A 20490-nucleotide genomic window follows, 5' to 3' on the forward strand; every position below is an offset into this window, starting at 1 on the left:
GTCACCCCCCATCCCCCGCTCTCCCCTCTCCCTTCCCCGGAGGATCACGTGACCGTCGACTACCTCGTCATGGCCGCATACCTGTTGGGCATCATCGGCGTCGGCTGGTGGGGCAAACGGCGTGCCGCCTCCAAGAGCGACTTCCTGGTCGCCGGCCGCCGCCTCGGCCCGCTCATGTACACCGGCACCATGGCCGCCGTCGTCCTCGGCGGCGCATCCACCATCGGCGGCGTACGCCTCGGCTACGCCTACGGCGTCTCCGGCGCCGCCATGGTCTTCGCCATCGGCCTCGGCCTGCTGGCGCTCAGCGTCTTCTTCTCCGCCCGGATCGCCCGGCTGCGCGTCTACACGGTCGCCGAGATGCTCTCGCTGCGCTACGGCGACGCGGCGAGCGTGATCTCCGGCGTCGTCATGTGGATCTACACCCTCATGCTGGCGGTGACCTCGACGATCGCGTACGCCAGCGTCTTCGACGTCCTGTTCGACGTGCCGCGCTGGGTCGCGGTGGTCATCGGTGGCACGATCGTCGTCGGCTACTCGGCGCTCGGCGGCATGTGGTCCATCACGCTCACCGATATGGTGCAGTTCGTCGTCAAGAGCCTGGGCGTTCTGCTCCTGCTGCTGCCGATCGCGGTGGTCAAGGCGGGCGGCTTCGGCGCGATGGCCGACCGCCTCCCGCACGGCTACCTCTCCCCCACCTCCATCGGCGGGCAGACCATCGTCACCTTCGTGCTGATCTACACCTTCGGCATGCTCATCGGGCAGGACATCTGGCAGCGGGTCTTCACCGCCCGCAGTGACAAGGTCGCCTCCTGGGGCGGCACCGTCGCCGGCATCTACTGCCTGGTCTACGCCCTGGCCGGCGCGTTCATCGGCATGGCCACCAAGACGCTCTACCCGAACCTGGCCGCCGCCGACCAGGCGTTCGCCACCATCGTCAAGCATGCCCTGCCGACCGGTGTCCGCGGCCTGGTCCTGGCCGCCGCCCTGTCCGCGATGATGTCCACCGCAAGCGGCGCCCTGATCGCCTCCGCGACCGTGGCGAACAACGACATCTGGGCCCGGCTGCGCCGTCGTGTTCCCGTCGGCGCCCAGGAGCATGACGAAGTTGGCTCCAACCGGCTCGCCATCGCCGTCCTCGGCATCGTCGCCATGGTGATTGCCTGCGTCCTCGGGGACGTCATCGAGGCACTCACCGTCGCCTACAACCTGCTCGTCGGCGGCCTGCTGGTCCCGATCCTCGGCGGCCTGGTCTGGCGGCGCGGAAACCTGCAGGGCGCGCTGACCGCCATGATCGCGGGCGGTACGACGGTGATCGTCCTGATGGTGACCGACGGCCTGCTCGCCAACGAGCCGATCTACTACGGCCTGCTCGCGAGCCTCGTCGGGTACGTGGCGGCCAGTCTCCTGACCCGGCCGACCGAGGCAGCGGTCCTGCAGGCATGGCGCCGCCGCCTGGCGGGCGAACAGGAACCCGCTGCCGCGGCCCCCGAGCTCAGCACGGCCTGACCCGCACACCCGCACCGCACGTGCCCGTACCTTGTTGAAAGGCCTTCAATGCCCGCCCCCGCCATCTCCCCGGAAGAACTCCGACTGCGCCGCGAACTCGCCGCCGTCTACCGCCTCGTGGCGCACTTTCGGATGACCGACCTGATCTTCACGCACATCTCGGTACGGCTCCCCGGACCGGAACACCACTTCCTGATCAACCCCTACGGCCTGCTCTTCGAGGAGATCACCGCCTCGAACCTGGTCAAGATCGACCTCAGCGGCAACCCGGTCGAACAGACCACTCACTCCGTCAACCCCGCCGGCTTCGTCATCCACAGCGCCATCCACGCCGCTCGCCCCTACGCCCAGTGCGTCCTGCACACCCACACCAAGGCCGGGTGCGCGGTCGCCGCACAGGAGGAGGGCCTGCTCCCGCTCAACCAGATCTCCATGGAGTTCTACGGCAGGCTCGGCTACCACGCCTACGAGGGCGTCGCCCTCAACCTCGCCGAACAGCGCAGGCTCGTCGCCGACCTTGGTGGCCACCCGGCGATGATCCTGCGCAACCACGGCCTGCTGACCGTCGGCGAGACCCCCGCCCAGGCGTTCCTGCGCATGTACTACCTGGACAAAGCCTGCGAGATCCAGACCACGGCCACGGCCGGCGGCACCAAACTCGTCCTGCCCGACCCCGAGACCTGCGAGCTCACTGCACGCCAGCTGGCCGGCGAGGACGACAGCTCCGACCTCCAGGACGACAAGGCGTACGACCTCGCCTGGTCGGCCCTGCTGCGTCTCGTCGAGCGCATCGCTCCCGACTACACAGACTGATCCACCGTCCGCGGCCCTCACCAGCCGTGCGGGCCGCGACCCTCTGAGGCGGCCCGGCACCGCCCCGATGCGCACGGAAAGAAGGCCTGTTCCACCATGAGCACCACCAACCCGCACGGCCCCGTCGACTCCTCGCGCACACCCCGGTACTGCGGTGCCGCGACCTTCGCCCGACTCCCCAGGCTGGACGAGGTCGGCACCGCCGACATCGCCGTGGTCGGCGTCCCCTTTGACGCCGGGGTCTCCTACCGGCCCGGCGCCCGCTTCGGCGGCAACGCCATCCGCGAGGCGTCCCGGCTGCTGCGCCCGTACAACCCGGCCCAGGACGCGTCCCCCTTCGCGCTGGCCCAGGTCGCGGACGCCGGTGACATCGCGGCCAACCCCTTCGACATCGGCGAGGCTGTCGAAACGATCCAGTCCGCCGCCGAAGGCCTGCTGGCCACCGGAGCCCGCCTGATGACCCTCGGCGGCGACCACACCGTCGCACTGCCGCTGCTGCGCGCCGTCGCCAAGAAGCACGGCCCCATCGCATTGCTCCACTTCGATGCCCACCTGGACACCTACTTCGGAGCCCCGTACACCCACGGCACCCCGTTCCGCCGCGCCGTCGAGGAGGGCATCCTCGACACCGAGGCGCTATCCCACGTGGGAATCCGCGGCCCCCTCTACGCCAAGCAGGACCTTACCGACGACGAGAAGCTGGGCTTCGGCATCGTCACCTCGGCCGACGTCATGCGCCGCGGAGCCGACGAGGTCGCCCAGCAGCTGCGGATGCGCATCGGCAGCCGCCCGCTGTACATCTCCATCGACATCGACGTCCTGGACCCGGCGCACGCCCCAGGCACCGGAACCCCCGAGGCCGGCGGCCTCACCTCCCGCGAACTGCTGGAGATCCTGCGTGGTCTGGCCGACTGCCACCTCGTCTCGGCCGACGTGGTCGAGGTCGCCCCCGCATACGACCACGCCGAGATCACCGCAGTCGCAGCCTCCCACACCGCTTACGAACTCACCACCATGATGTCGTGTCAGATCGCGGCCGCCCGCCAGGAGGACAAGTGAGCAAGCAACATGCCGGTGGCGGCCTGGTCCGCATCGGGCTCGCGGATCCCTTCGCCGATCCGGAGGTGGTCCGCACCGCACTCGGCGATGCCCTGCCGGGGGCGGAGATCCAGCTGGAACAGGTCGCCGCCATCCCGCAAGGACCAGGCATTGTCGCGCTCCTGGTCGGTCCCGAGGTGCCAATGACCGCCGAGGACCTGGCGCTGCTGCCGGATCTTCGGGTGATCGCGGTGACCTCCGCCGGCTCCGACCACGTACCGGTCGAGGCCGCCCGCGCGGCCGGAATCTGGGTGACCAGCAGCGCCGGCTACTGCACCGAGGAGGTCGCCGACCACACCCTGGCACTCGGTGTCGGCCTGCTGCGCGGAACCGTGGACATGGACCGCGACGTCCGCCGCGGGATCTGGGACGTCGAGCAGGTGCGACCCCGACGGATCGCCGGCACCCGCTGGGGACTGGTCGGCTTCGGCCGGATCGCGAGAGCCGTGGCCGAGCGCGCGGCGGCACTGTCGATGCCGGTCTCCGCGTGGGCCCCGAAGGTCGCACAGGAGCATTTCGAGAAGGCCGGAGTGCGCCGGGTCGAGAACCTCGTCGACCTGCTGGCCGGAACCGACCTGGTGAGCCTGCACGTCCCGCTGACCGCCGAGACTGCGAACCTCATCGGTGCGGCCGAACTCGCTGCGATGCCCCTGGGGTCCTTCCTGGTCAACGTCTCCCGCGGCGAGATCCTCGACCACGACGCACTGGCCGCGGCACTGGACTCGGGGCGGCTGAAGGGTGCCGCGCTGGACACACTGCCGACCGAGCCGCCCCGGGCCGACGACCCCGCACTGTCCATGAAATCCACGGTGCTCAACCCGCATGCCGCCTGGTACTCCCCGGAAGCTCACGCCAGGGCGCACTCCTGGGCCGGGGCCGCGGTCGGGGCAGTGCTCTCCGGTCGCCAGCCGGACGGCCTCGTCATCGTCGACGGCCGTGGGCCAATGCCGCGTAGTTAGGCGGGGGAGGCCACCGCACGCGCCGGGCGCCGCCCCGATGCCCGCAGCGTCGAACTGTGGCCCCCCGGCTCTCGGCCCGGCTCAGTCCTCCGTGCCGTCGTCGTCCTCGTCGAGGTCGACCGCGTCCGGGCCACGCAGGGGCCGCAGCCCGCCCGCCGGGGTGGACGGGGTGAAGCTGTAGCGGCCCAGGCAGTTCAAATTCCGGTGCTTGAGCGGGGACGGCCGGGCGACATCCTCGTCCCGGATCTCGTGGCCCTCCGCACACAGCTGGGCGACCGCAGCGTCAAGGTAGCGAGTCGTCCACAGAACGACCGCATTCAAGACGAGACCCAGCGAGCCCCACTGATCCTCCATCCCGTCCTGGTATGCCTGGTGGATGGTGCCCTTTTTGCCGTGGCAGATGTCGGGGGCGAGCTTGTGGCGTGACTCCTGGACGGTGAGCGCGGACCGTAGCCAGGCCCCGCCCTTGATCGAGGATCTTTCCCCGAACCCCAGCACCGGACCGGATCACTGCGCCAGGCGACCAAGATCAATTGTTTAGCGCCAACGGCTGTACCGATGGTCCCCACGGCCGATACCCGCCTCCGACGCGCTCGCTCTCTGGGCGAAGTCGTTTTCGGGAGGCGTGCAGCGGTGGGCAAGCTCTAGGAGGCCAGTTCATCTCCAGGAGTTGGGGGCCCTTGTTACGGACGTTGTTTACGGCGGTGGAGACGGGGCGGGCGTCCAGGCGGCCGTCGGCCGGCTGGCCGAGCAGGGCCCGCAGCTCGTCGGGGTCCTGGTGGGCGGGGTCGAGCCAGGTGTCGTAGTGCTCAGGGGTGAGGGCGAGCGGCATGCGGGGGTGGACGCGGCCGGTCGTGTCGGTGGCTTCGGTGGTGATGATGGTGCAGGTCATCAGCCAGGCGGCCGGGTCGTCGTCCTGTTTGACGGCCGGGTCGCGCCAGTATTCGTACAGCCCGGCGAGCGCCATTACCTGGTCGTCTTCGGGGTGGATGAAGTACGGCTGCTGGCGCGCCTTGCCGGTGTCGGGTCCTTGGCCTGCTGCCACTCGTAGAAGCCGTCGGCGGGTAGCAGACAGCGGCGCCGGGTGAACGCGCGGCGGAACGCAGGCTTTTCGTGCACGGTTTCGACCCGCGCGTTGATCATCCGGGCGCCGTTCTTCACGTCCTTCGCCCAGGACGGGACCAGGCCCCAGCGCAGCGCCCGCTCCACCGGCGCCGCGTCGCCCTTGTCGCGGGGTGCACGTTCGAGAACGGCCCATACGTCGTTGGTCGGGGCGACGTTCCAGTTCGGCGCGAGCGTCTCCTTGGCAGGTACGTCGGGTACCTGGAAGAGCGGGGCCAACTCCTGCGGGCTGCGAGTGGATACGTATCGACCGCACACAACGCCACTCTTGCACCGCTACTACGTCACGCAACCGCGCCGCCGCCGTGTCGCGTCAGGCGGCGGCCGCCGGGACGGCGTACGAGGAAGGGGCTGGAGCGTCGCTCGTCACTCCCTCCTCTCGCAGTACGCGGAGGACGCCGACCACCTTGCCGAGGATCCGCGCCTCGTCGCCGGGAATGGGGTCGTACGACGGATTGCGCGGCATGAGCCATACCCGCCCGTCTTGTCGGCGCAGCACCTTCACGGTGCCCTCGTCGTCCGGGAGCGCGGCGACGTTCTACGGGGTTCCTGCGGATGTGGTGTGACGTGGTGGTGGTGTGCCTCGTTGCTCACTGGACGCTCGTACTCGCGGGGTGTGGCTCTGTGGCGGGTTGTTGCACGATCCGTCAGAGCACTGGAGTTTCACATGCGGGCTTTCCCTGTGGTCCTGCCCTCGGGCACGCGGTACTGGACCGTCCTCGATGACGACCTCCGGGTCGTCCCCGTCGCCGATAGCTGGGGCGATACCAGCGCTTCGCCCGAAGCCGTGCCGAACTCACGACCAGGACGAACGCGGGAGGTGCGGCGCTCTACCTCCGTTGGTGCGGCGCAACCGGCCGTGACTGGAGGAAGGCTGAAGCTGTGGTCAGACCAGAACCCGTTCTCGTGGACATAGCCAGGCGCGGTTAGCATGCGAGCGCCCCGTCCCCGGCAGCTGGAATGCCGGGGACGGGGCGCCTCGTTGCGCGCGGGTCAGGCCGTGACGCGTTCGATCTCGATGGCGAGGACGCCTAGGGCCTCCTTCTCCGGGCCGTAGATGCGGCGGATGTTCGTCAGCTGCTGCTCACGCGGCGAGTCCGGGTTGACGTTCTCCGGTCCCTCGGTGTCGAGCATCTCCTCGAACGAGGTGTAGCGGGCGACGCGGACGACACGGACCAGACATTCGTCCTGGCCGCAGGCAAACTTGATGTGCTGGCCGGCGGCGAGGTTGCGCAGGTTGGCGTACTGGACGCGGACCTCGATCTTCTTGCGGCCGGAGGCGACCAGGTCGAAGTAGCGGCGGTAGAGGTTCATGTGCCGGGCGCGGGGCTGGGCTGGGGCGGCGGTGTGGCGGGTCATGAGGCGGTCGATCTCCTGGGTGGTGTAGGAGCGTTGACGTGCTCCCTGGCCTAAGGTCCAGGGATTCCGGCCTGGGTCGGCTGACCCTTCCGGGGGCTTCCTGCTTCATCGCGCTGTGCGGGCACGGGTGCCCGTCTTACCGGCGCTCCACAGGCGTTTAGCGTCTCCGCCCGTCCGGCGGCGACTTTTCGGCGTCCTTCGAAGAGGACGTTGCGGGCTGCGTTGTGGTCGCGGTCGTGCACGGTGCCGCATTCGCCGCACGTCCACTCGCGGACGTGCAGGGGCTTGGGGCCGTCCCGGAATCCGCAGGCCGAGCAGACCTGCGAGGACGGGAAAGCGCGGTCCGCCTTGGCGAAGGTGCGGCCGTGCTTTGCCGCCTTGTACTGCAGCATGCCGACGAACGCGGACCATCCCGCGTCGTGCACGGACTTGGCGAGCCGGGTACGGCCGAGGCCGGACACCGCGAGGTCCTCCACGTACACCGCTTGGTTGTCGCGAATGATCTGTGTGGAAGCCTTGTGGTGGAAGTCCCGGCGCCGGTCGGCCACCTTGGCGTGCTGGCGTGCGACCTTGATGCGGGCCTTGGCCCGGTTCTTCGATCCCTTGGCCTTGCGGGACAGCTCCCGCTGAAGGCGCTTGAGTTTCTTCTCCGCCCGGCGCAGGAAGCGCGGGCTGACGATCTTCCTGCCGTCGGAGAGGACGGCGAAGGCGGACAGGCCGAGGTCGATACCCGCGCCGGTCTCCAGCTCGGGCAGGGTGTCCGGCTCGGTGTCCACGACGAAGCTGAGGAAGTACCGGCCGCAGCTGTCCTTGGTGATGGTCAGGGACGTGGGTGCGGCCGGAAGCCTGCGGGACCACGTGACCTTGAGGTCGCCGACCTTGGCCACGTACACCGTGCCGTCGCTCTGGAGGCAGAAGGCGTTGGTGTTGAGGCGGATCGACTGCCGGGTGTCCTTCTTCGACTTGTAGCGGGGAGGGCCGACCTTGCGGCCCTGCCGCTTGCCCGTGAGGCTGTCGAAGAAGTTTCTGTAGGCGGTGTCCAGGTCCCGCAGGGACTGTTGCAGGACGACCGCTGACACGTCGGCGAGCCAGGCGCGTTCCTCGGTGCGCTTGGCCTGGGTGATGCGAAGCCGGGACAGCTCGGCCGACGTCACGTACGGCAGCCCTGCAGCGTGTGCTTCTTTGCGGTCGCGCAGGCAGTCGTTCCACACCACGCGGGCACAGCCGAACGCATGGGCCAGCGCGCGGCGCTGTGCGGCGTCCGGGTAGGCCCGGTAGTTGTAGCGGAGCTGCACACCCAAGATCCTACTACGATTGGTCTCATGGATGGGCAGGACGATTACAGGCGTGGAAGACATGTTGTTTCGGCGATGCATGTGCACTTGGTCTTCGTGACGAAGTACCGGCGCGGGGTGTTCAACGACGAGATGCTGACGCGCTGCGAAGAGATCATGCGCAAGGTCTGCGAGGACTTCGAAGCGGAGCTGAAGGAGTTCAACGGCGAACGCGATCACGTCCACCTCCTGGTGCACTACCCGCCCAAGGTCGCCGTCTCCAAGCTGGTGGGCAGCCTCAAGGGTGTATCCGCCCGCCGGATACGGCAGGAGTTCACCGGCCGGATCAACCGTGCCATCATGCACGGGCACCTGTGGTCGCCCTCGTATTTCTCCGCATCGTGCGGCGGAGCACCCCTGGCGATCGTCCGCCAGTACATCGAGCAGCAACAACGTCCGCTCTAACGTGCACGTCAGAACAGCCTTGAGATGCATTCAGCCCCGGCGTGAACGCCGGGGCATTCTGCAAGAGTCCCGGTAAGCGGATACGTCTGCGCGGTATCGAGCCCGAGGACTGGACGGCGTTCATGGGCTTCGCCGCCGACGAAGAGCGGTGGGGAGATCCGCTGCATCCGCCTCGGTCTGCCGAGGGGTTCCGCGCCTGGACGCAGGAACAGGCCGTCGCGAAGTCCGATGGTGACTGCTTCACGTTGGCCATCGAAGCCGTGGACACGGGGCAGATCGTCGGGGCCGTCGGCTCGCACCACGCAGATCCGCATGCGGGACGGTTCGAGTACGGCATCACGATGGGTGCTGGGCACCGACGCCAGGGCTACGCGACAGAAGCCGTGGTGGTGCTGCTGCGCTTCATGTTCGCCGAGCGGCGGTACCACAAGTGCGAAGCGCGGATCTTCGCGCACAACGAGGCATCGCTGGCACTGCATCGTCGTCTCGGCTTCGCCGATGAGGGGCACCTGCGCGAACACGTGTTCTTTGCCGGCCGACACCATGATCTCGTCGTGATGGGCATACTCGCTGACGAGTTCGCGCAGTTGCACTCGATGAGCGAACTTCAGTGAGTGCTGAGCCTCCGGAAGAAAGTGGGCTGCGGCAACTCGCTGGCGACGTGCCCTCTTTGGAGTGAATGCACTGCTCCGTCCGCCCGACGACGGCAGGGTTTGTGCGCCGATCACGGTCATGTCGGAGGCCGTGTTGCTTGGTCACGGTCGTGTCGGGAGGCCGGGATGGGTTTGTCGCGGACGGAGCTGTTCGCTGCGATCCGGAGGGACAAGCGTCTTGATCCGGAGCTATCGCAGTGGGCCCTTGCGGAGAAGTACGGGGTGCATCGCCGGACGGTGAGGCAGGCCCTTCCGTCTGCTGTTCCCCTCCACGGAACAAGCCGGCGCCGCGGGCCACGGTCCTGGACCCGGCCAAGCCGTGGATCGACGAGATGCTGCGGGAAGACGCGAGTGCTCCGCGCAAGCAGAAGCACACCACCCGCCGGATCCATCAGCGTCTCGCCCAGGAGTACGACTTCGACCTGGTGTCCTACTCCACGGTCTGCGACTACGTGCTGGCCAGACGCGCGCAGATCGAGGCCGAGATGCTAAAGCTCACCGCCAAGCTACGGGCGGCCGGACTCGGGGCTATCGCCGACCTGGGATCGTCGGCCTCGACGACGGCGGCCCCGACGCCGACCCGGCGGTGATCACCGGCTACAAGGCCGCCCGGAACCGGCCCCTGACGCGAGGCCAGGAGCTGTCCGACACGGCACTGGCGGCCGTCCGGGCACCCGTCGAGCACGGCTTTGCCCACCTCAAGAACTGGCACGTCCTCGGCAAGGTGCGCACCGACCCCGCCTGGGCGACCGCCCTGGTCAGGGCCTTGCTGGTCCTCACGAACCGCGAAGTCGCCCGATGACCCACGATCTTCACCAAGGTCACCTGCCGGCGACCAGCACCAGAATCTCGATGCCCACGCACACCAGCCCTGTGACCAGCAACTTCAGCCTGCACACCTCGCATCGCGCGCCAACTCCGCGCGGAGATCTTGCGGGTGAGGAGTCGTCAGGAAATCGACTGCACAACGATTGACCCTCGTCTCACGCGGCCTTACGTTACCCACGCCTCTCCGTGTTGAATCGATTCATCCATTTCCCCGTGAGCGAGGAGTCGTAGTGATCAGCAGGAGGAACATTCTCGCGGGCGCGGCCGCCACCGTTGCGGCAGCGACTTTGGACGCCGTACCGGCGACGGCCGCGCCGGCATCCGGACCGGCCCAGGCGCAGACGCGGGGCACCGGCCTGCGCGTCACGGCACCGACCGTGGAATACGTCCCGCACCCCCTGGGCCTCGACGCGCAACGCCCCCGGCTGAGCTGGCCGTTGGCCTCCGACAAGCCGGGCATGCGGCAGAGCGCCTATCAGGTGCGCGTTGCCACCACCGCCTCGGGCCTGTCCCGCCCGGACGTCTGGGACAGCGGGAAGGTGGCGTCCGGCGAGTCCGTCCTCGTGCCGTACAAAGGTCCGCAACTTAAGCCCCGGACCCGCTACTTCTGGTCCGTACGGGTGTGGGACGCCGACGGCCGGGTCTCCGGCTGGAGCGAACCCTCGTGGTGGGAGACCGGCCTCATGGCTGCCGGGCAGTGGATGGCCGACTGGATCTCGGCTCCGGCGAGCCTCACGGACGCGCCGTCCTTGGAGGGCAGTTCCTGGATCTGGTTCCCCGAGGGCGATCCGGCCAACAGCGTTCCGGCAGAGACCCGCTGGTTCCGCCGCACCGCGGACTTGCCCAACGGGATCACGGCGGCGACGCTCGCCATCACCGTGGACAACGTGTATGCCGTCTCCGTGAACGGAGTCGAGGTGGCCCGCACCGACCTCGACGCGGACAACGAGAACTGGCGTCGCCCGGCGGTGATCGACGTACTGAACTGGATACGCGCCGGGGAAAACGTTGTCGCCGTCTCCGCCACCAACGCGACCCAAGGCCCGGCGGGCGTCATCGCCGTCCTCACGGTCCGTACCGCCTCCGGTGAGCAGAAGATCGTCACCGACGCCTCCTGGAAGGCGACGGACAAGGAGCCTCCCGCCGACTGGCGCGGCCTTGGCTTCGACGACGGGGGCTGGCCGGCGGCGAAGGTGGCGGCCGCGTGGGGCGGCGGGCCGTGGGGAAGGGTCGTCCCGGTGTCGTACGCCGTCACCCAGCTGCGGCACGAATTCCGGCTCCCGCGCCGGAAGGTGTCACGCGCGCGCCTGTACGCCACGGCGCTCGGCCTGTACGAGGCCCACCTCAACGGCAGTCGCGTGGGCCGCGACCAGCTCGCTCCCGGCTGGACCGACTACCGCACCCGCGTCCAGTACCAGACGTACGACGTCACCGCGCTCCTGCGGCCCGGCGCCAACGCCATCGGGGCATACCTGGCACCCGGCTGGTACGCGGGCAACGTCGGCATGTTCGGGCCCGGTCAGTACGGCAAAGACCCGGCGCTGCTGGCGCAGTTGGAGGTGGAGTACGCGGACGGGACGAGCGAGCGCATCACGTCGGGCACCGACTGGCGGGCCGCCGCCGGGCCGATCGTCGCCGCCGATCTCCTGAGCGGTGAGACGTACGACGCGCGCAAGGAGCACCCCGGCTGGACCTCGCCCGGCTTCGACGACGGGAGCTGGCTCGGCGTACGCGTCGCCGGCGGCGCCGGCGACGCCGGGCCCGGTCTGATCGTCGCGCAGGTGGACGGGCCGGTGCGCGTGGAGCGGGAGCTGAAGCCGAAGAAGGTGACCCAACCCAAGCCCGGTGTCTTTGTGTTCGACCTGGGCCAGAACATGGTCGGCTCGGTACGTCTGCGGGTGTCGGGCGACGCGGGAACGACCGTCCGGCTCAGACACGCCGAGGTACTCAACCCCGACGGCACCGTCTACACAGCGAACCTGCGAGGCGCGGCGGCGACCGACACGTACACCCTCAAGGGCGGCGGAGAGGAGACGTACGAGCCCCGCTTCACCTTCCACGGCTTCCGCTATGTCGAGGTCACCGGATTCCCCGGCACGCCCTCGACGAAGGCCGTCACCGGCCGGGTCATGCACACGTCTGCGCCCTTCACGCTCGACTTCGAGACCGATGTGCCGATGCTCAACCAGCTGCACAGCAACATCACCTGGGGGCAGCGCGGCAACTTCCTCTCCGTGCCGACCGACACGCCCGCGCGCGACGAGCGGCTGGGCTGGACGGGAGACATCAACGTCTTCGCGCCCACGGCCACCTACACCATGGAGTCCGCCCGTTTCCTTTCCAAGTGGCTCGTCGACCTGCGGGACTCGCGGACCGCGGAGGGCGCGTTCACGGACGTGGCACCGGTGGTCGGCACGCTCGGCAACGGCACCGCCGGGTGGGGGGACGCGGGCGTCACGGTGCCCTGGGCGCTCTACCGGGCCTACGGCGACCGGCAGGTCCTGGCGGACGCCTGGCCGTCCGTGCGGGAGTGGCTGACGTACCTGGAGAAGAACAGCGACCGTCTGCTGCGCCCGGCTCAGGGGTACGGCGACTGGCTCAACGTCGACGACGAGACGCCCAAGGACGTCGTCGCCACCGCGTACTTCGCGCACAGCGCCGACCTCGCGGCCCGGATGGCCGAGGTCCTGGGCGAGAACCCCGCCCCCTACCGGGATCTCTTCGGACGGATACGGGACGCCTTCCGCGCCGCGTACGTCGGCTCCGACGGCAGGGTCAAGGGCGACACACAGACGGCGTACGTCCTCGCGCTGTCGATGAACCTGCTGCCGGACTCCCTGCGCAAGGCAGCGGCCGACCGGCTCGTCGCCCTGATCGAGGCGAGGGACTGGCACCTGTCGACGGGCTTCCTCGGCACGCCCCGCCTGCTGCCCCTCCTGACCGACACCGGCCACACCGACGTCGCCTACCGCCTGCTTCAGCAGCGCTCCTACCCCAGCTGGGGTTATCCGATCGACCGTGGCTCCACCACCATGTGGGAGCGCTGGGACTCCATCCGGCCCGACGGCAGTTTCCAGGACACGGCCATGAACTCCTTCAACCACTACGCCTACGGCTCGGTGGGGGAATGGATGTACACGAACATCGCCGGCATCTCGGCGGGCGGGGCCGGCTTCCGTGAGATCGTCATCCGCCCCCGCCCGGGCGGAACCGTCAACTCCGCCCGCGCCACCTTCAGCTCGGTCTACGGCCCCGTCTCCGTCCGATGGCGGCAGAAGTCCGGCCGCTTCACCCTGACCTGCACGGTGCCGCCCAACACGACGGCCGAGGTGTGGATCCCCGCGTCCACCCCTCGCGCGGTCACCCACACGCATGGGACGTTCCTGCGCCGGCAGGACGGCTGCGCGGTCTACCGGGTCGGTTCCGGCACACACGATTTCACCGCCTGACGATCCTGCGGATCCACGGGCGGACACAGCACATGTGTGTCCGCCCGTGCTGCGGACCTCACGGCCGACACTGAGCTGTTGACAGCAACAGTTCGTCGTTGTCGTACTCGCCGACCAGTTCCTTGTTCTTCGTATCCACGCTGATCACCGGGTCTCCGGCGTCCCGGTGATCCCGTGCCTGCTCGTTGAGGTAGCGGGACTGAGCATCCCGGTCCGGGTGCTGCCTGCCCTCGAGGGTCTTGGTGTTGGCCTGCAGGCTGAAGCCCTCCTGGCGCAGCAGATCCCCGACCGAGTCCGCGCTGACCTTGCGCCCGGACCGGGTCAACTGGGCGGCGAGGGTGCGGGTCGACTTCGCCGTCCAGCGCAGCGGCGACATCGGATCACCCCGCTCGTCCGCTCGACCAGCGCCAGCAGCGCGGGCCGCAGCCCCGCATCGAGATCCGCGGCCCGCTTGCGGCCGCGCCCGGCCGCCGCACCCGCCCCAACGGCTCCGCATCGGCCTCCAGCTCGAACACACCCTTGCGGAGCGTTGTCTCACTGACGTCGGCCGCCCGGGCCACGGCCCGGATCCCACCGTGGCCCAGTAGTCGGGCCTCGGCCCCCATCAGCAGCCTCCGCTGCCGCTCGTCCGGGAAGCAACACGTTGATTCTCTGCAAGCCCTTACGTCAGTGGCATGGCGTTGTAACAGTCCTGACGGAGGCTCATGGCGACTTACCTCCGGTCTCCTCAGTAACTCGCCCCCCACGTGACCGGGTTGACCGAACGACCGCTCCCCGGACGGCGCGCGCCCCGGGGTTCGGATGAGGAGGAATTGATGGCTGCTGAGCAATCCCCCGCGTCCCGCCGTAACTTCCTGAGATCCGTTGGCGTCGCGGGTGGCGCCGGAGTGCTGTACTCGGCGATGGGCGCACTCGGGATCGCCCCGGTGCCGGACGTACGGGCGGACGAGTATCGGGCGCCCCAGCAGAGCGACTTCGCGCTCACCGGGCGCGGCGGCAAGAAGGTGCTCGTACTCGGCGGCGGCATAGCCGGCCTGGCGACGGCCTACGAGCTGGGCAAGGCCGGTTACGACTGCCGGATCCTGGAGGCGAAGGACCGCCCCGGGGGCCGCAACTGGACGGTCCGCGGCGGCACGAAGCTGACCGACCTCGACGGGCGTACGCAGACGGCATCGTTCACCGAGGGCCAGTACATGAACGCGGGCCCGGCCCGGCTGCCGCAGTCCCACGTCACTCTCGAGTACTGCCGTGAACTCGGCGTCGAACTCCAGGTGTTCACCAACCAGAACGCCAACGCGTACATCTATCACGAGAGCAGTGCCGCCCTGGCGGGCAAGCCCATGCGCTGGCGCACGGCAAAGGCAGACGTCTACGGCTACGTCTCCGAACTGCTCGCCAAGGCCACCGACCAGGGCGCCCTTGACGCACGGCTCACCGCGCAGGACAAGGAGCGACTGATCGCGTTCCTGCAGAGCTTCGGCGCCATCAAGGGCAAGGCCGACGGCTACGCCTACACCGGCACCGACCGGCGAGGCTACTCCGTCGAGCCGGGCGCGGCCTTCGAGGACGGCACGGTCCTCGGCCCGGTGCCATCGTTGTCGGACGTCGTCGCCAGCGGCGTGGGGCAGCGCTTCGCCTTCGAACTCGGCTACGACCAGGCCATGCTGATGTTCCAGCCGGTGGGCGGCATGGACGCGATCCCGTACGCCCTGGCCAAGGCGATCGGCCAGAACCGCATCACCTACGGCGCCGAGGCGCTGGAGGTCAAGGACCTGCCGGACGGTGCCGAGGTCACATACAAGGACGTCGGCGGCCGCACCCGGACCCAGCGCGCCGACTTCGTTGTCGCGGCCATGCCGCCGATGGTCATGGCCCGCCTCAAGCACAATCTGGGGACCGACATCACCGCGGCACTGAAGTACGCCGTCCCGACCCCCGTCGGCAAGGTCGGGCTCGAGTACCGCAGCCGCTGGTGGGAGACGGACGAGCACATCTACGGTGGCATCACGCCGACCGACACGGACCTGGCCACCATCTGGTACCCCTCGTACGGCTACCAGGGCCGCCGCGGCACACTCATCGGCTACTACAACTTCGGTGCCAACGCCGTCGCGTACAGCGATCTGCCGCACGCCCAGCGCGTGGCGCGGGCGGTGAGCCGGGGCGTGAAGATCCACGGCGACAAGTACCGCACCGAACTGGATCACTCCTTCAGCGTGGCCTGGCACCGCACGCCCCACATCGAGGCCGGCTGGGTGGGCTGGCCCTCGCAGACCGGTCCCGAGTACAAGCTGCTCAACCAGCCCGCCGGGCACGTCTACTTCGCCGGCGACTGGCTCAGCCATGTCATCGCCTGGCAGCACGGCGCGTTCACCTCGGCCCGCAAGGTCGTGACCGACATCCACGAAAGGGTGATGGCCGCATGAAGCGACGTACGAAGGCGATGATCGGTACGGCCCTGACCGCCTCGCTCCTCACCGGCGGCACCGCGCTCGCCGAGGGCAAGGGCTGGTGGCCCGGCCCCGAAGAGGTCCGCGTCATGCTGCCCGAGGGCCAGTCCAACCCGGCCATCGCCACCGGAGTGGCGACCGGCAGTGAGGTGGCGATCTACCAGAGCAGCGGCCTCGGCCCGACCGCGCTCAACCCGTCCGCGCCGGCCGGATCGCCCGAGCTCTACACCGACCCGGCCCTCACTCAGGGCGCCACGGGAGTCACGGTCACCGAGGCCCAGGCACTCGTCGTCCTGCGCAACATCAAGACCAACCTCGAAGCGGCGGGCCTGAGCCTGACCGACGTCATCACGATGAAGTGCTACCTGATGAAACCGCCCGGCGCCGAGACCGCCGACTACGCGGGATGGAACCGCGCGTACCGCCAGTACTTCGCCAACATCGACCTCACCTCGAAGGAGGTCGTCCCGGTCCCGATGGGTACCTCCGCCCACAAGGCACCGCTGGTCGCCAACAAAGCCCGTCCCGCGCGCGCCACGATGGAGGTCGCGTCGCTGGCCGTCAAGGGCTGGATCGTGGAGATCGAGGTCACCGCCGCGTACAAGAAGCGCTGACGGGCACAGATCCGCGAGGAACCGCACAAGGGCCGGGCCCGTGACCGGGCCCGGCTCCGAAGCGACGTCACCCCTGCCGCCGAGCTCCGGTGGGCAGCGCATCCCCAAAAGGAGGCTGGAAGCCCTCCGCGTGATGGCCGGCCAGGGGCATGCAGTCCAGTGGACCTGCCAGGAACTGCGGCTCCTGGAACACCTCTACCGGCACGGGGCACCGCGAGGCGTTTGAACTGGTGGAGCAGGGCGAAGGTCTGCTCGGCGACTAGTACTGCAACGGTGCTTGCCGTGACTGCTGGCCAGTTCGTTCGTTGGTGTGGTTATGGGTGGGGACCTTGCTGATGTCAGGTTGTGGGCGGGTGAACTGGCCGCTCTGCACGAGCGGTTCGTGCACCGATTCAACAGGTCGGAGCCGCGGGATTCGGCTCTTGCGTACATGCGGGGGCTGCTTGCTCCGCTCGAGCGCAAGAACGGCTGGACGCTGGCCGAAGAGGCCGGTCATGACAGTCCTGACCGTATCCAGCGGATGCTGAACCGGATCGAATGGGACGCCGACGAGGTCCTGGACGATGTCCGCACCTATGTCGTCGAACATCTCGGAGACCGGGATGCCGTGTTGATCGTGGATGACACCGGCTTCCTGAAGAAGGGCATTCGCTCGGCCGGGGTGCAGAGGCAGTACTCCGGCACCGCCGGACGCACCGAGAACTGCCAGATCGGTGTGTTCCTTGCCTACGCCACCGGCCGCGGACGCACGCTGATCGACCGCCGCTTGTATCTGCCCACGTCCTGGACGGAGGACCGGGCACGCTGTCGCCGCGCGGGCATCGGCGACGAGATCGCGTTTGAGACGAAGGTGGCCATGGCCAAGGCGATGGTCCGCCGGGCCATCGCCGACCGGATTCCGTTCGGCTGGGTGACCGCGGATGCCGCCTACGGCTTCAGCAAGGGCTGGCGGTTCGAGCTGGAGCAGGCCGATGTCTTCCACGTCATGGCCACAACGAGGCACGACACGGTCGTCACCCGCTGGTCCATCGATCACCCTGTCCACGACCTGTTTCCCGGCCTGCCGCGGCAGAAGTGGAAACGCCGTTCCTGCGGCGAGGGTGCCCATGGCCGGCGGATCTATGACTGGGCCCGTGTCGAGGTGCGGCCCTGGCATCGCGAGGATCGCCGGCACTGGGTGATCGCCCGCCGCAGTGTGAGCAGGCCCGAGGAGATCTCCTACTACATCGCCTACTGTCCTGCCGACACCACACTCGACGAGCTCATCCGGATCGCCGGAAGCCGGTGGGCGGTCGAGGAATGCTTCCAGAGCGCGAAGCAGGAATGCGGCCTGGACGACTACCAGGTCCGCCGCTACCCCGGCTGGCACCGCCACATGACCCTGGCCATGGCAGCCCACGCCTGCCTCACCGTCCTGCGGGCGAGACAGCTGGACACGGACAAAGCAGAAACGGATCCTCCCAGCTCATCCACCTCAGCCTTGCCGAGATCCGACGCCTGATCACCCGTCTCACCGACCGTCGGCCCACCCCCATCGACCACATCCTGCACTGGTCGACATGGCGCCGACGACGCCAACACCAAGCCCGCATCAGCCACTACAAACGACGCGGACACAGCCCCTGAAAACTGCTCAGCAATCAGCACAAGCACCGTTGCAGTACTAGGGCGCGTATCGAGTCGTGATCATCGGGTGGTCCTGGTGAGGTCTTTGATCCAGATCATCGAGGCGCGCAGGTGGCGACTGGCGGGGTAGCTGTCGGGAGTCGTGTCGTATCGGGTGTCTCACCGTCCCAGTTCCGGCCTCTGGTACGTCACGCTCTGGGGCGGGTGAGGCACGTGGTGCCGACGTGAGCCGACCGGTGCACTGATGTCCGGGCGGGGACTCATGGGACATGGCCCGGCACCCGGCTCAGGTTCCGGGGAGGATACGGCGCGTCTCGTAGGCCCACATCGCGATCTCGACCCGGTTGCGGGCGCCGAGTTTGGCCATCAGGCTGGCCAGATGCGTCTTCACCGTGCTGAGGCTGATGTGCAGCGCATCGGCGATCTCGGTGTTGGTCAGCCCGCGAGCGACGGCGAGGAGCACCTGCTCCTCGCGGGCGGTGACGGGGGAGACCGGCTGGGCCGCGGGCCGGCCGGCGGGCAGGTCCGCGAATGCCTGGAGCAGACGGACGGTGACGCTGGGCGCGATGAGCGCCTCACCGTCGGACGCCGACCGTACGGCCTGGGCCAGAAGGTCTGGTCCCGTGTCTTTGAGGAGGAATCCGCGGGCGCCGGCACGCAGTGAGCCGTAGACGTACTCGTCGAGGTCGAACGTGGTGATGACGACCACGGCCAGCGGGTCGGCGACGCCCGGGCCGGCGATCAGCCGGGTGGCCTCGAGTCCGTCGATCACGGGCATGCGGATGTCGAACAGGCAGACGTCGGGGCGCAGTTCGCGGGCCAGGCGTACCGCTTCCTGTCCGTCGGCGGCCTCGCCGACCACCTCGATGCCGGGCTGGGCGTTCAGCATGATCCGCAGCCCGGTGCGGATGATGGTCTGGTCGTCAGCGACGAGGACGCGAATGGACAACGCTCTCGCTCCTCGCTCTCGGCAGTTCGGCTTCGACATGCCAGCCCCGGTCGGCGCCCGGGCCGGCTCGTAGTGTGCCGCCGAGCAGGGTCGCGCGCTCGCGCAGTCCGGTAAGTCCGTATCCGTCGCGCCCCCGGCCGGTGCGCCGGCCGTTGTCGCGCACGGTCACCCGTACCGTGTGCCGTTCCGCGGCGACCCGGACGACGAGCTCGGTCGCGTCGACCGCATGGCGCAGCGCGTTGGTCACCGACTCCTGCACGATCCGGTAGACGGCCGCGTCCACGGCCGGGGGCAGCGCGTCCAGTTCGCCGTCGAGCCCCAGGTCGACCCTGAGGCGACCACCCGGGGTGCGCACCAGGCGCTCCAGATCCGCGACTCCGGCGGGGGGCGCCAGCTCGGCGCCGACCCCGCGGTCGCGCAGCGCGGCGACCATGGCGCGCATTTCCTCCAGCGTGCGCGCCCCTTCCTCCTCGACCCCCTCCAGCGCCTTGACGGCGGCGGACGGGTCGGTGCCCGCGAGCACCCGGCCCGCCTGGGCGATGATCACCATGGCCGACACGTGGTGGGCCACCGTGTCGTGCAGTTCCCGGGCGAGCTGCTCGCGCTCGCGGGAGCGCACCTGCTCCACCTGCCGCTCGCGAGCGGTCACCCGGAACCGCACGGCGGCCCCGACCACGCCGGGCAGCAGCAGGAAGACGAGGCCCACGATGTTTTCGAAGACCGGGGTCTCGTCCGTGACGGAACACAGCGCGCCGGCCGCGAGGATCACCGCGCCGCCCAGCACGGTCTCGCGTCCCGATCCCCACCGGGGCAGCGCGTACACCAGCACGAGCACGACCGCGCCGGTGTACAGGCCGACGGGCTCGCGCGGTGCGGCGACGAGCGAGGCCAGCTGGAGCAGGATCACCGAGCCGAACGCCAGCGTGACCATCGCCAGTGGGCGGGTCCGGCGCCACAGGGGCAGCAGGCACAGCCATACGGCGAACACCACCGCGACCGGCCGCCACACGACGTTCTCGCGCAGGGTGGCCTCCAGCACCACACCGGCCAGGCCCGCGGAGAGCAGAGCCCAGTCCCGCCACACCCGGGCGGGCGCGTCGGGCGGCCGGGGTTCGGTCCACAGGGTTCGCAGGTCTTCTCGCAGCACGGTTCTCAGCGTAGGGACCGCGGCGTGCCGCGCATCGGCCGAAAGGACGGTTCGTCACTCCGCCCCGGGGCCGACGGATCCGCGGCCCGCGGGCCGATGCCGCGGAGCGCCGTGGCGACGAGCCTCGGCATCGGCGGCCGTACAAGGACGGCCGACGAGGTGGTTGGAGGACCCG

Annotated in this window: 16 protein-coding genes and 4 pseudogenes; 12 read left to right on the forward strand and 8 right to left on the reverse strand. The window is 69.2% G+C overall.

Annotation, left to right across the window (positions count from 1 at the left end):
* The first annotated feature begins 48 nt into the window (after positions 1-48).
* From ABZO29_RS00625 to ABZO29_RS00640, 4 genes are all read left to right on the forward strand, one after another.
* Positions 49-1509, forward strand: a complete 1461-nt coding sequence (locus tag ABZO29_RS00625) for a sodium:solute symporter (protein WP_367318155.1) — start codon at positions 49-51, stop codon at positions 1507-1509.
* Between the two features lie 48 nt (positions 1510-1557).
* Positions 1558-2322, forward strand: coding sequence for a class II aldolase/adducin family protein (locus ABZO29_RS00630; RefSeq protein ID WP_367318156.1), 765 nt, complete (start codon positions 1558-1560; stop codon positions 2320-2322).
* Positions 2323-2418: 96 nt separating this feature from the next.
* Positions 2419-3381: an agmatinase gene (speB, locus tag ABZO29_RS00635; protein WP_367318157.1), complete on the forward strand. Its 963-nt coding sequence runs from the start codon at positions 2419-2421 to the stop codon at positions 3379-3381.
* On the forward strand, positions 3378-4379 hold the full coding sequence (locus tag ABZO29_RS00640; RefSeq protein ID WP_367318158.1) for an NAD(P)-dependent oxidoreductase: 1002 nt from the start codon (positions 3378-3380) through the stop codon (positions 4377-4379). Before speB ends, ABZO29_RS00640 begins: the two co-directional genes overlap by 4 nt.
* A gap of 81 nt (positions 4380-4460) precedes the next feature.
* On the opposite strand, the pseudogene ABZO29_RS00645 reads toward ABZO29_RS00640, so the two are convergent.
* The 5 genes and pseudogenes from ABZO29_RS00645 to ABZO29_RS00665 all read right to left on the reverse strand — a co-directional run.
* Positions 4461-4820 (reverse strand): annotated as a pseudogene (locus tag ABZO29_RS00645) (Tn3 family transposase); the annotation flags it as partial.
* 220 nt (positions 4821-5040) lie between these two features.
* Positions 5041-5759, reverse strand: a pseudogene (locus ABZO29_RS00650) (SOS response-associated peptidase); the annotation flags it as partial.
* Positions 5760-5883: 124 nt separating this feature from the next.
* Positions 5884-6036 (reverse strand): annotated as a pseudogene (locus tag ABZO29_RS00655) (LexA family protein); the annotation flags it as partial.
* A 458-nt stretch (positions 6037-6494) separates the two neighbouring features.
* Entirely contained in the window at positions 6495-6860 is a 366-nt protein-coding gene (locus tag ABZO29_RS00660) for an ASCH domain-containing protein (RefSeq protein ID WP_367318159.1), read from the reverse strand.
* A gap of 50 nt (positions 6861-6910) precedes the next feature.
* On the reverse strand, positions 6911-8155 hold the full coding sequence (locus tag ABZO29_RS00665) for an RNA-guided endonuclease InsQ/TnpB family protein (RefSeq protein WP_367318160.1): 1245 nt from the start codon (positions 8153-8155) through the stop codon (positions 6911-6913).
* Between the two features lie 27 nt (positions 8156-8182).
* Between ABZO29_RS00665 and tnpA the strand changes: the two genes are divergently transcribed.
* From tnpA to ABZO29_RS00690, 5 genes are all read left to right on the forward strand, one after another.
* A complete protein-coding gene (gene tnpA / locus ABZO29_RS00670) occupies positions 8183-8599 on the forward strand; it encodes an IS200/IS605 family transposase (protein WP_367318161.1) in 417 nt (138 codons plus the stop codon).
* Between the two features lie 41 nt (positions 8600-8640).
* Positions 8641-9213, forward strand: a complete 573-nt coding sequence (locus ABZO29_RS00675; RefSeq protein WP_367318162.1) for a GNAT family N-acetyltransferase — start codon at positions 8641-8643, stop codon at positions 9211-9213.
* A 371-nt stretch (positions 9214-9584) separates the two neighbouring features.
* A complete protein-coding gene (locus ABZO29_RS00680; protein ID WP_367318163.1) occupies positions 9585-9842 on the forward strand; it encodes a hypothetical protein in 258 nt (85 codons plus the stop codon).
* Entirely contained in the window at positions 9839-10054 is a 216-nt protein-coding gene (locus tag ABZO29_RS00685; protein WP_367318164.1) for a transposase family protein, read from the forward strand. The genes ABZO29_RS00680 and ABZO29_RS00685 overlap by 4 nt, the downstream gene beginning before the upstream one ends.
* Before the next feature lie 256 nt (positions 10055-10310).
* Positions 10311-13529, forward strand: a complete 3219-nt coding sequence (locus ABZO29_RS00690) for an alpha-L-rhamnosidase (RefSeq protein WP_367318165.1) — start codon at positions 10311-10313, stop codon at positions 13527-13529.
* Between the two features lie 103 nt (positions 13530-13632).
* On the opposite strand, the pseudogene ABZO29_RS00695 reads toward ABZO29_RS00690, so the two are convergent.
* Positions 13633-14134, reverse strand: a pseudogene (locus ABZO29_RS00695) (ISAzo13 family transposase); the annotation flags it as partial.
* A 210-nt stretch (positions 14135-14344) separates the two neighbouring features.
* Between ABZO29_RS00695 and ABZO29_RS00700 the strand changes: the two are divergent.
* From ABZO29_RS00700 to ABZO29_RS00710, 3 genes are all read left to right on the forward strand, one after another.
* A complete protein-coding gene (locus ABZO29_RS00700) occupies positions 14345-15955 on the forward strand; it encodes a flavin monoamine oxidase family protein (protein WP_367318166.1) in 1611 nt (536 codons plus the stop codon).
* Positions 15952-16593, forward strand: coding sequence for a Rid family hydrolase (locus ABZO29_RS00705; RefSeq protein ID WP_367318167.1), 642 nt, complete (start codon positions 15952-15954; stop codon positions 16591-16593). The genes ABZO29_RS00700 and ABZO29_RS00705 overlap by 4 nt, the downstream gene beginning before the upstream one ends.
* A 316-nt stretch (positions 16594-16909) precedes the next feature.
* A complete protein-coding gene (locus ABZO29_RS00710) occupies positions 16910-18094 on the forward strand; it encodes an IS701 family transposase (protein WP_367318168.1) in 1185 nt (394 codons plus the stop codon).
* Positions 18095-18505: 411 nt separating this feature from the next.
* Here ABZO29_RS00710 and ABZO29_RS00715 read toward each other — a convergent pair whose 3' ends face one another.
* Together ABZO29_RS00715 and ABZO29_RS00720 are read right to left on the reverse strand one after the other, a co-directional pair.
* A complete protein-coding gene (locus tag ABZO29_RS00715) occupies positions 18506-19168 on the reverse strand; it encodes a response regulator (protein WP_367318169.1) in 663 nt (220 codons plus the stop codon).
* Positions 19143-20315, reverse strand: a complete 1173-nt coding sequence (locus ABZO29_RS00720; RefSeq protein ID WP_367318170.1) for a sensor histidine kinase — start codon at positions 20313-20315, stop codon at positions 19143-19145. The genes ABZO29_RS00715 and ABZO29_RS00720 overlap by 26 nt, the downstream gene beginning before the upstream one ends.
* Positions 20316-20490: the final 175 nt, after the last annotated feature.

This window comes from Streptomyces sp. HUAS ZL42 (assembly GCF_040782645.1).
GTDB lineage: Bacteria > Actinomycetota > Actinomycetes > Streptomycetales > Streptomycetaceae > Streptomyces.

Coding starts and splice junctions, on each gene's coding strand:
- ABZO29_RS00630 (WP_367318156.1), top strand. CDS start 1,558: ATGCCCGCCCCCGCCATCTCCCCGGAAGAACTCCGACTGCGCCGCGAA.
- speB (WP_367318157.1), top strand. CDS start 2,419: ATGAGCACCACCAACCCGCACGGCCCCGTCGACTCCTCGCGCACACCC.
- ABZO29_RS00660 (WP_367318159.1), bottom strand. CDS start 6,860: ATGACCCGCCACACCGCCGCCCCAGCCCAGCCCCGCGCCCGGCACATG.
- tnpA (WP_367318161.1), top strand. CDS start 8,183: ATGGATGGGCAGGACGATTACAGGCGTGGAAGACATGTTGTTTCGGCG.
- ABZO29_RS00680 (WP_367318163.1), top strand. CDS start 9,585: ATGCTGCGGGAAGACGCGAGTGCTCCGCGCAAGCAGAAGCACACCACC.
- ABZO29_RS00700 (WP_367318166.1), top strand. CDS start 14,345: ATGGCTGCTGAGCAATCCCCCGCGTCCCGCCGTAACTTCCTGAGATCC.
- ABZO29_RS00705 (WP_367318167.1), top strand. CDS start 15,952: ATGAAGCGACGTACGAAGGCGATGATCGGTACGGCCCTGACCGCCTCG.
- ABZO29_RS00710 (WP_367318168.1), top strand. CDS start 16,910: ATGGGTGGGGACCTTGCTGATGTCAGGTTGTGGGCGGGTGAACTGGCC.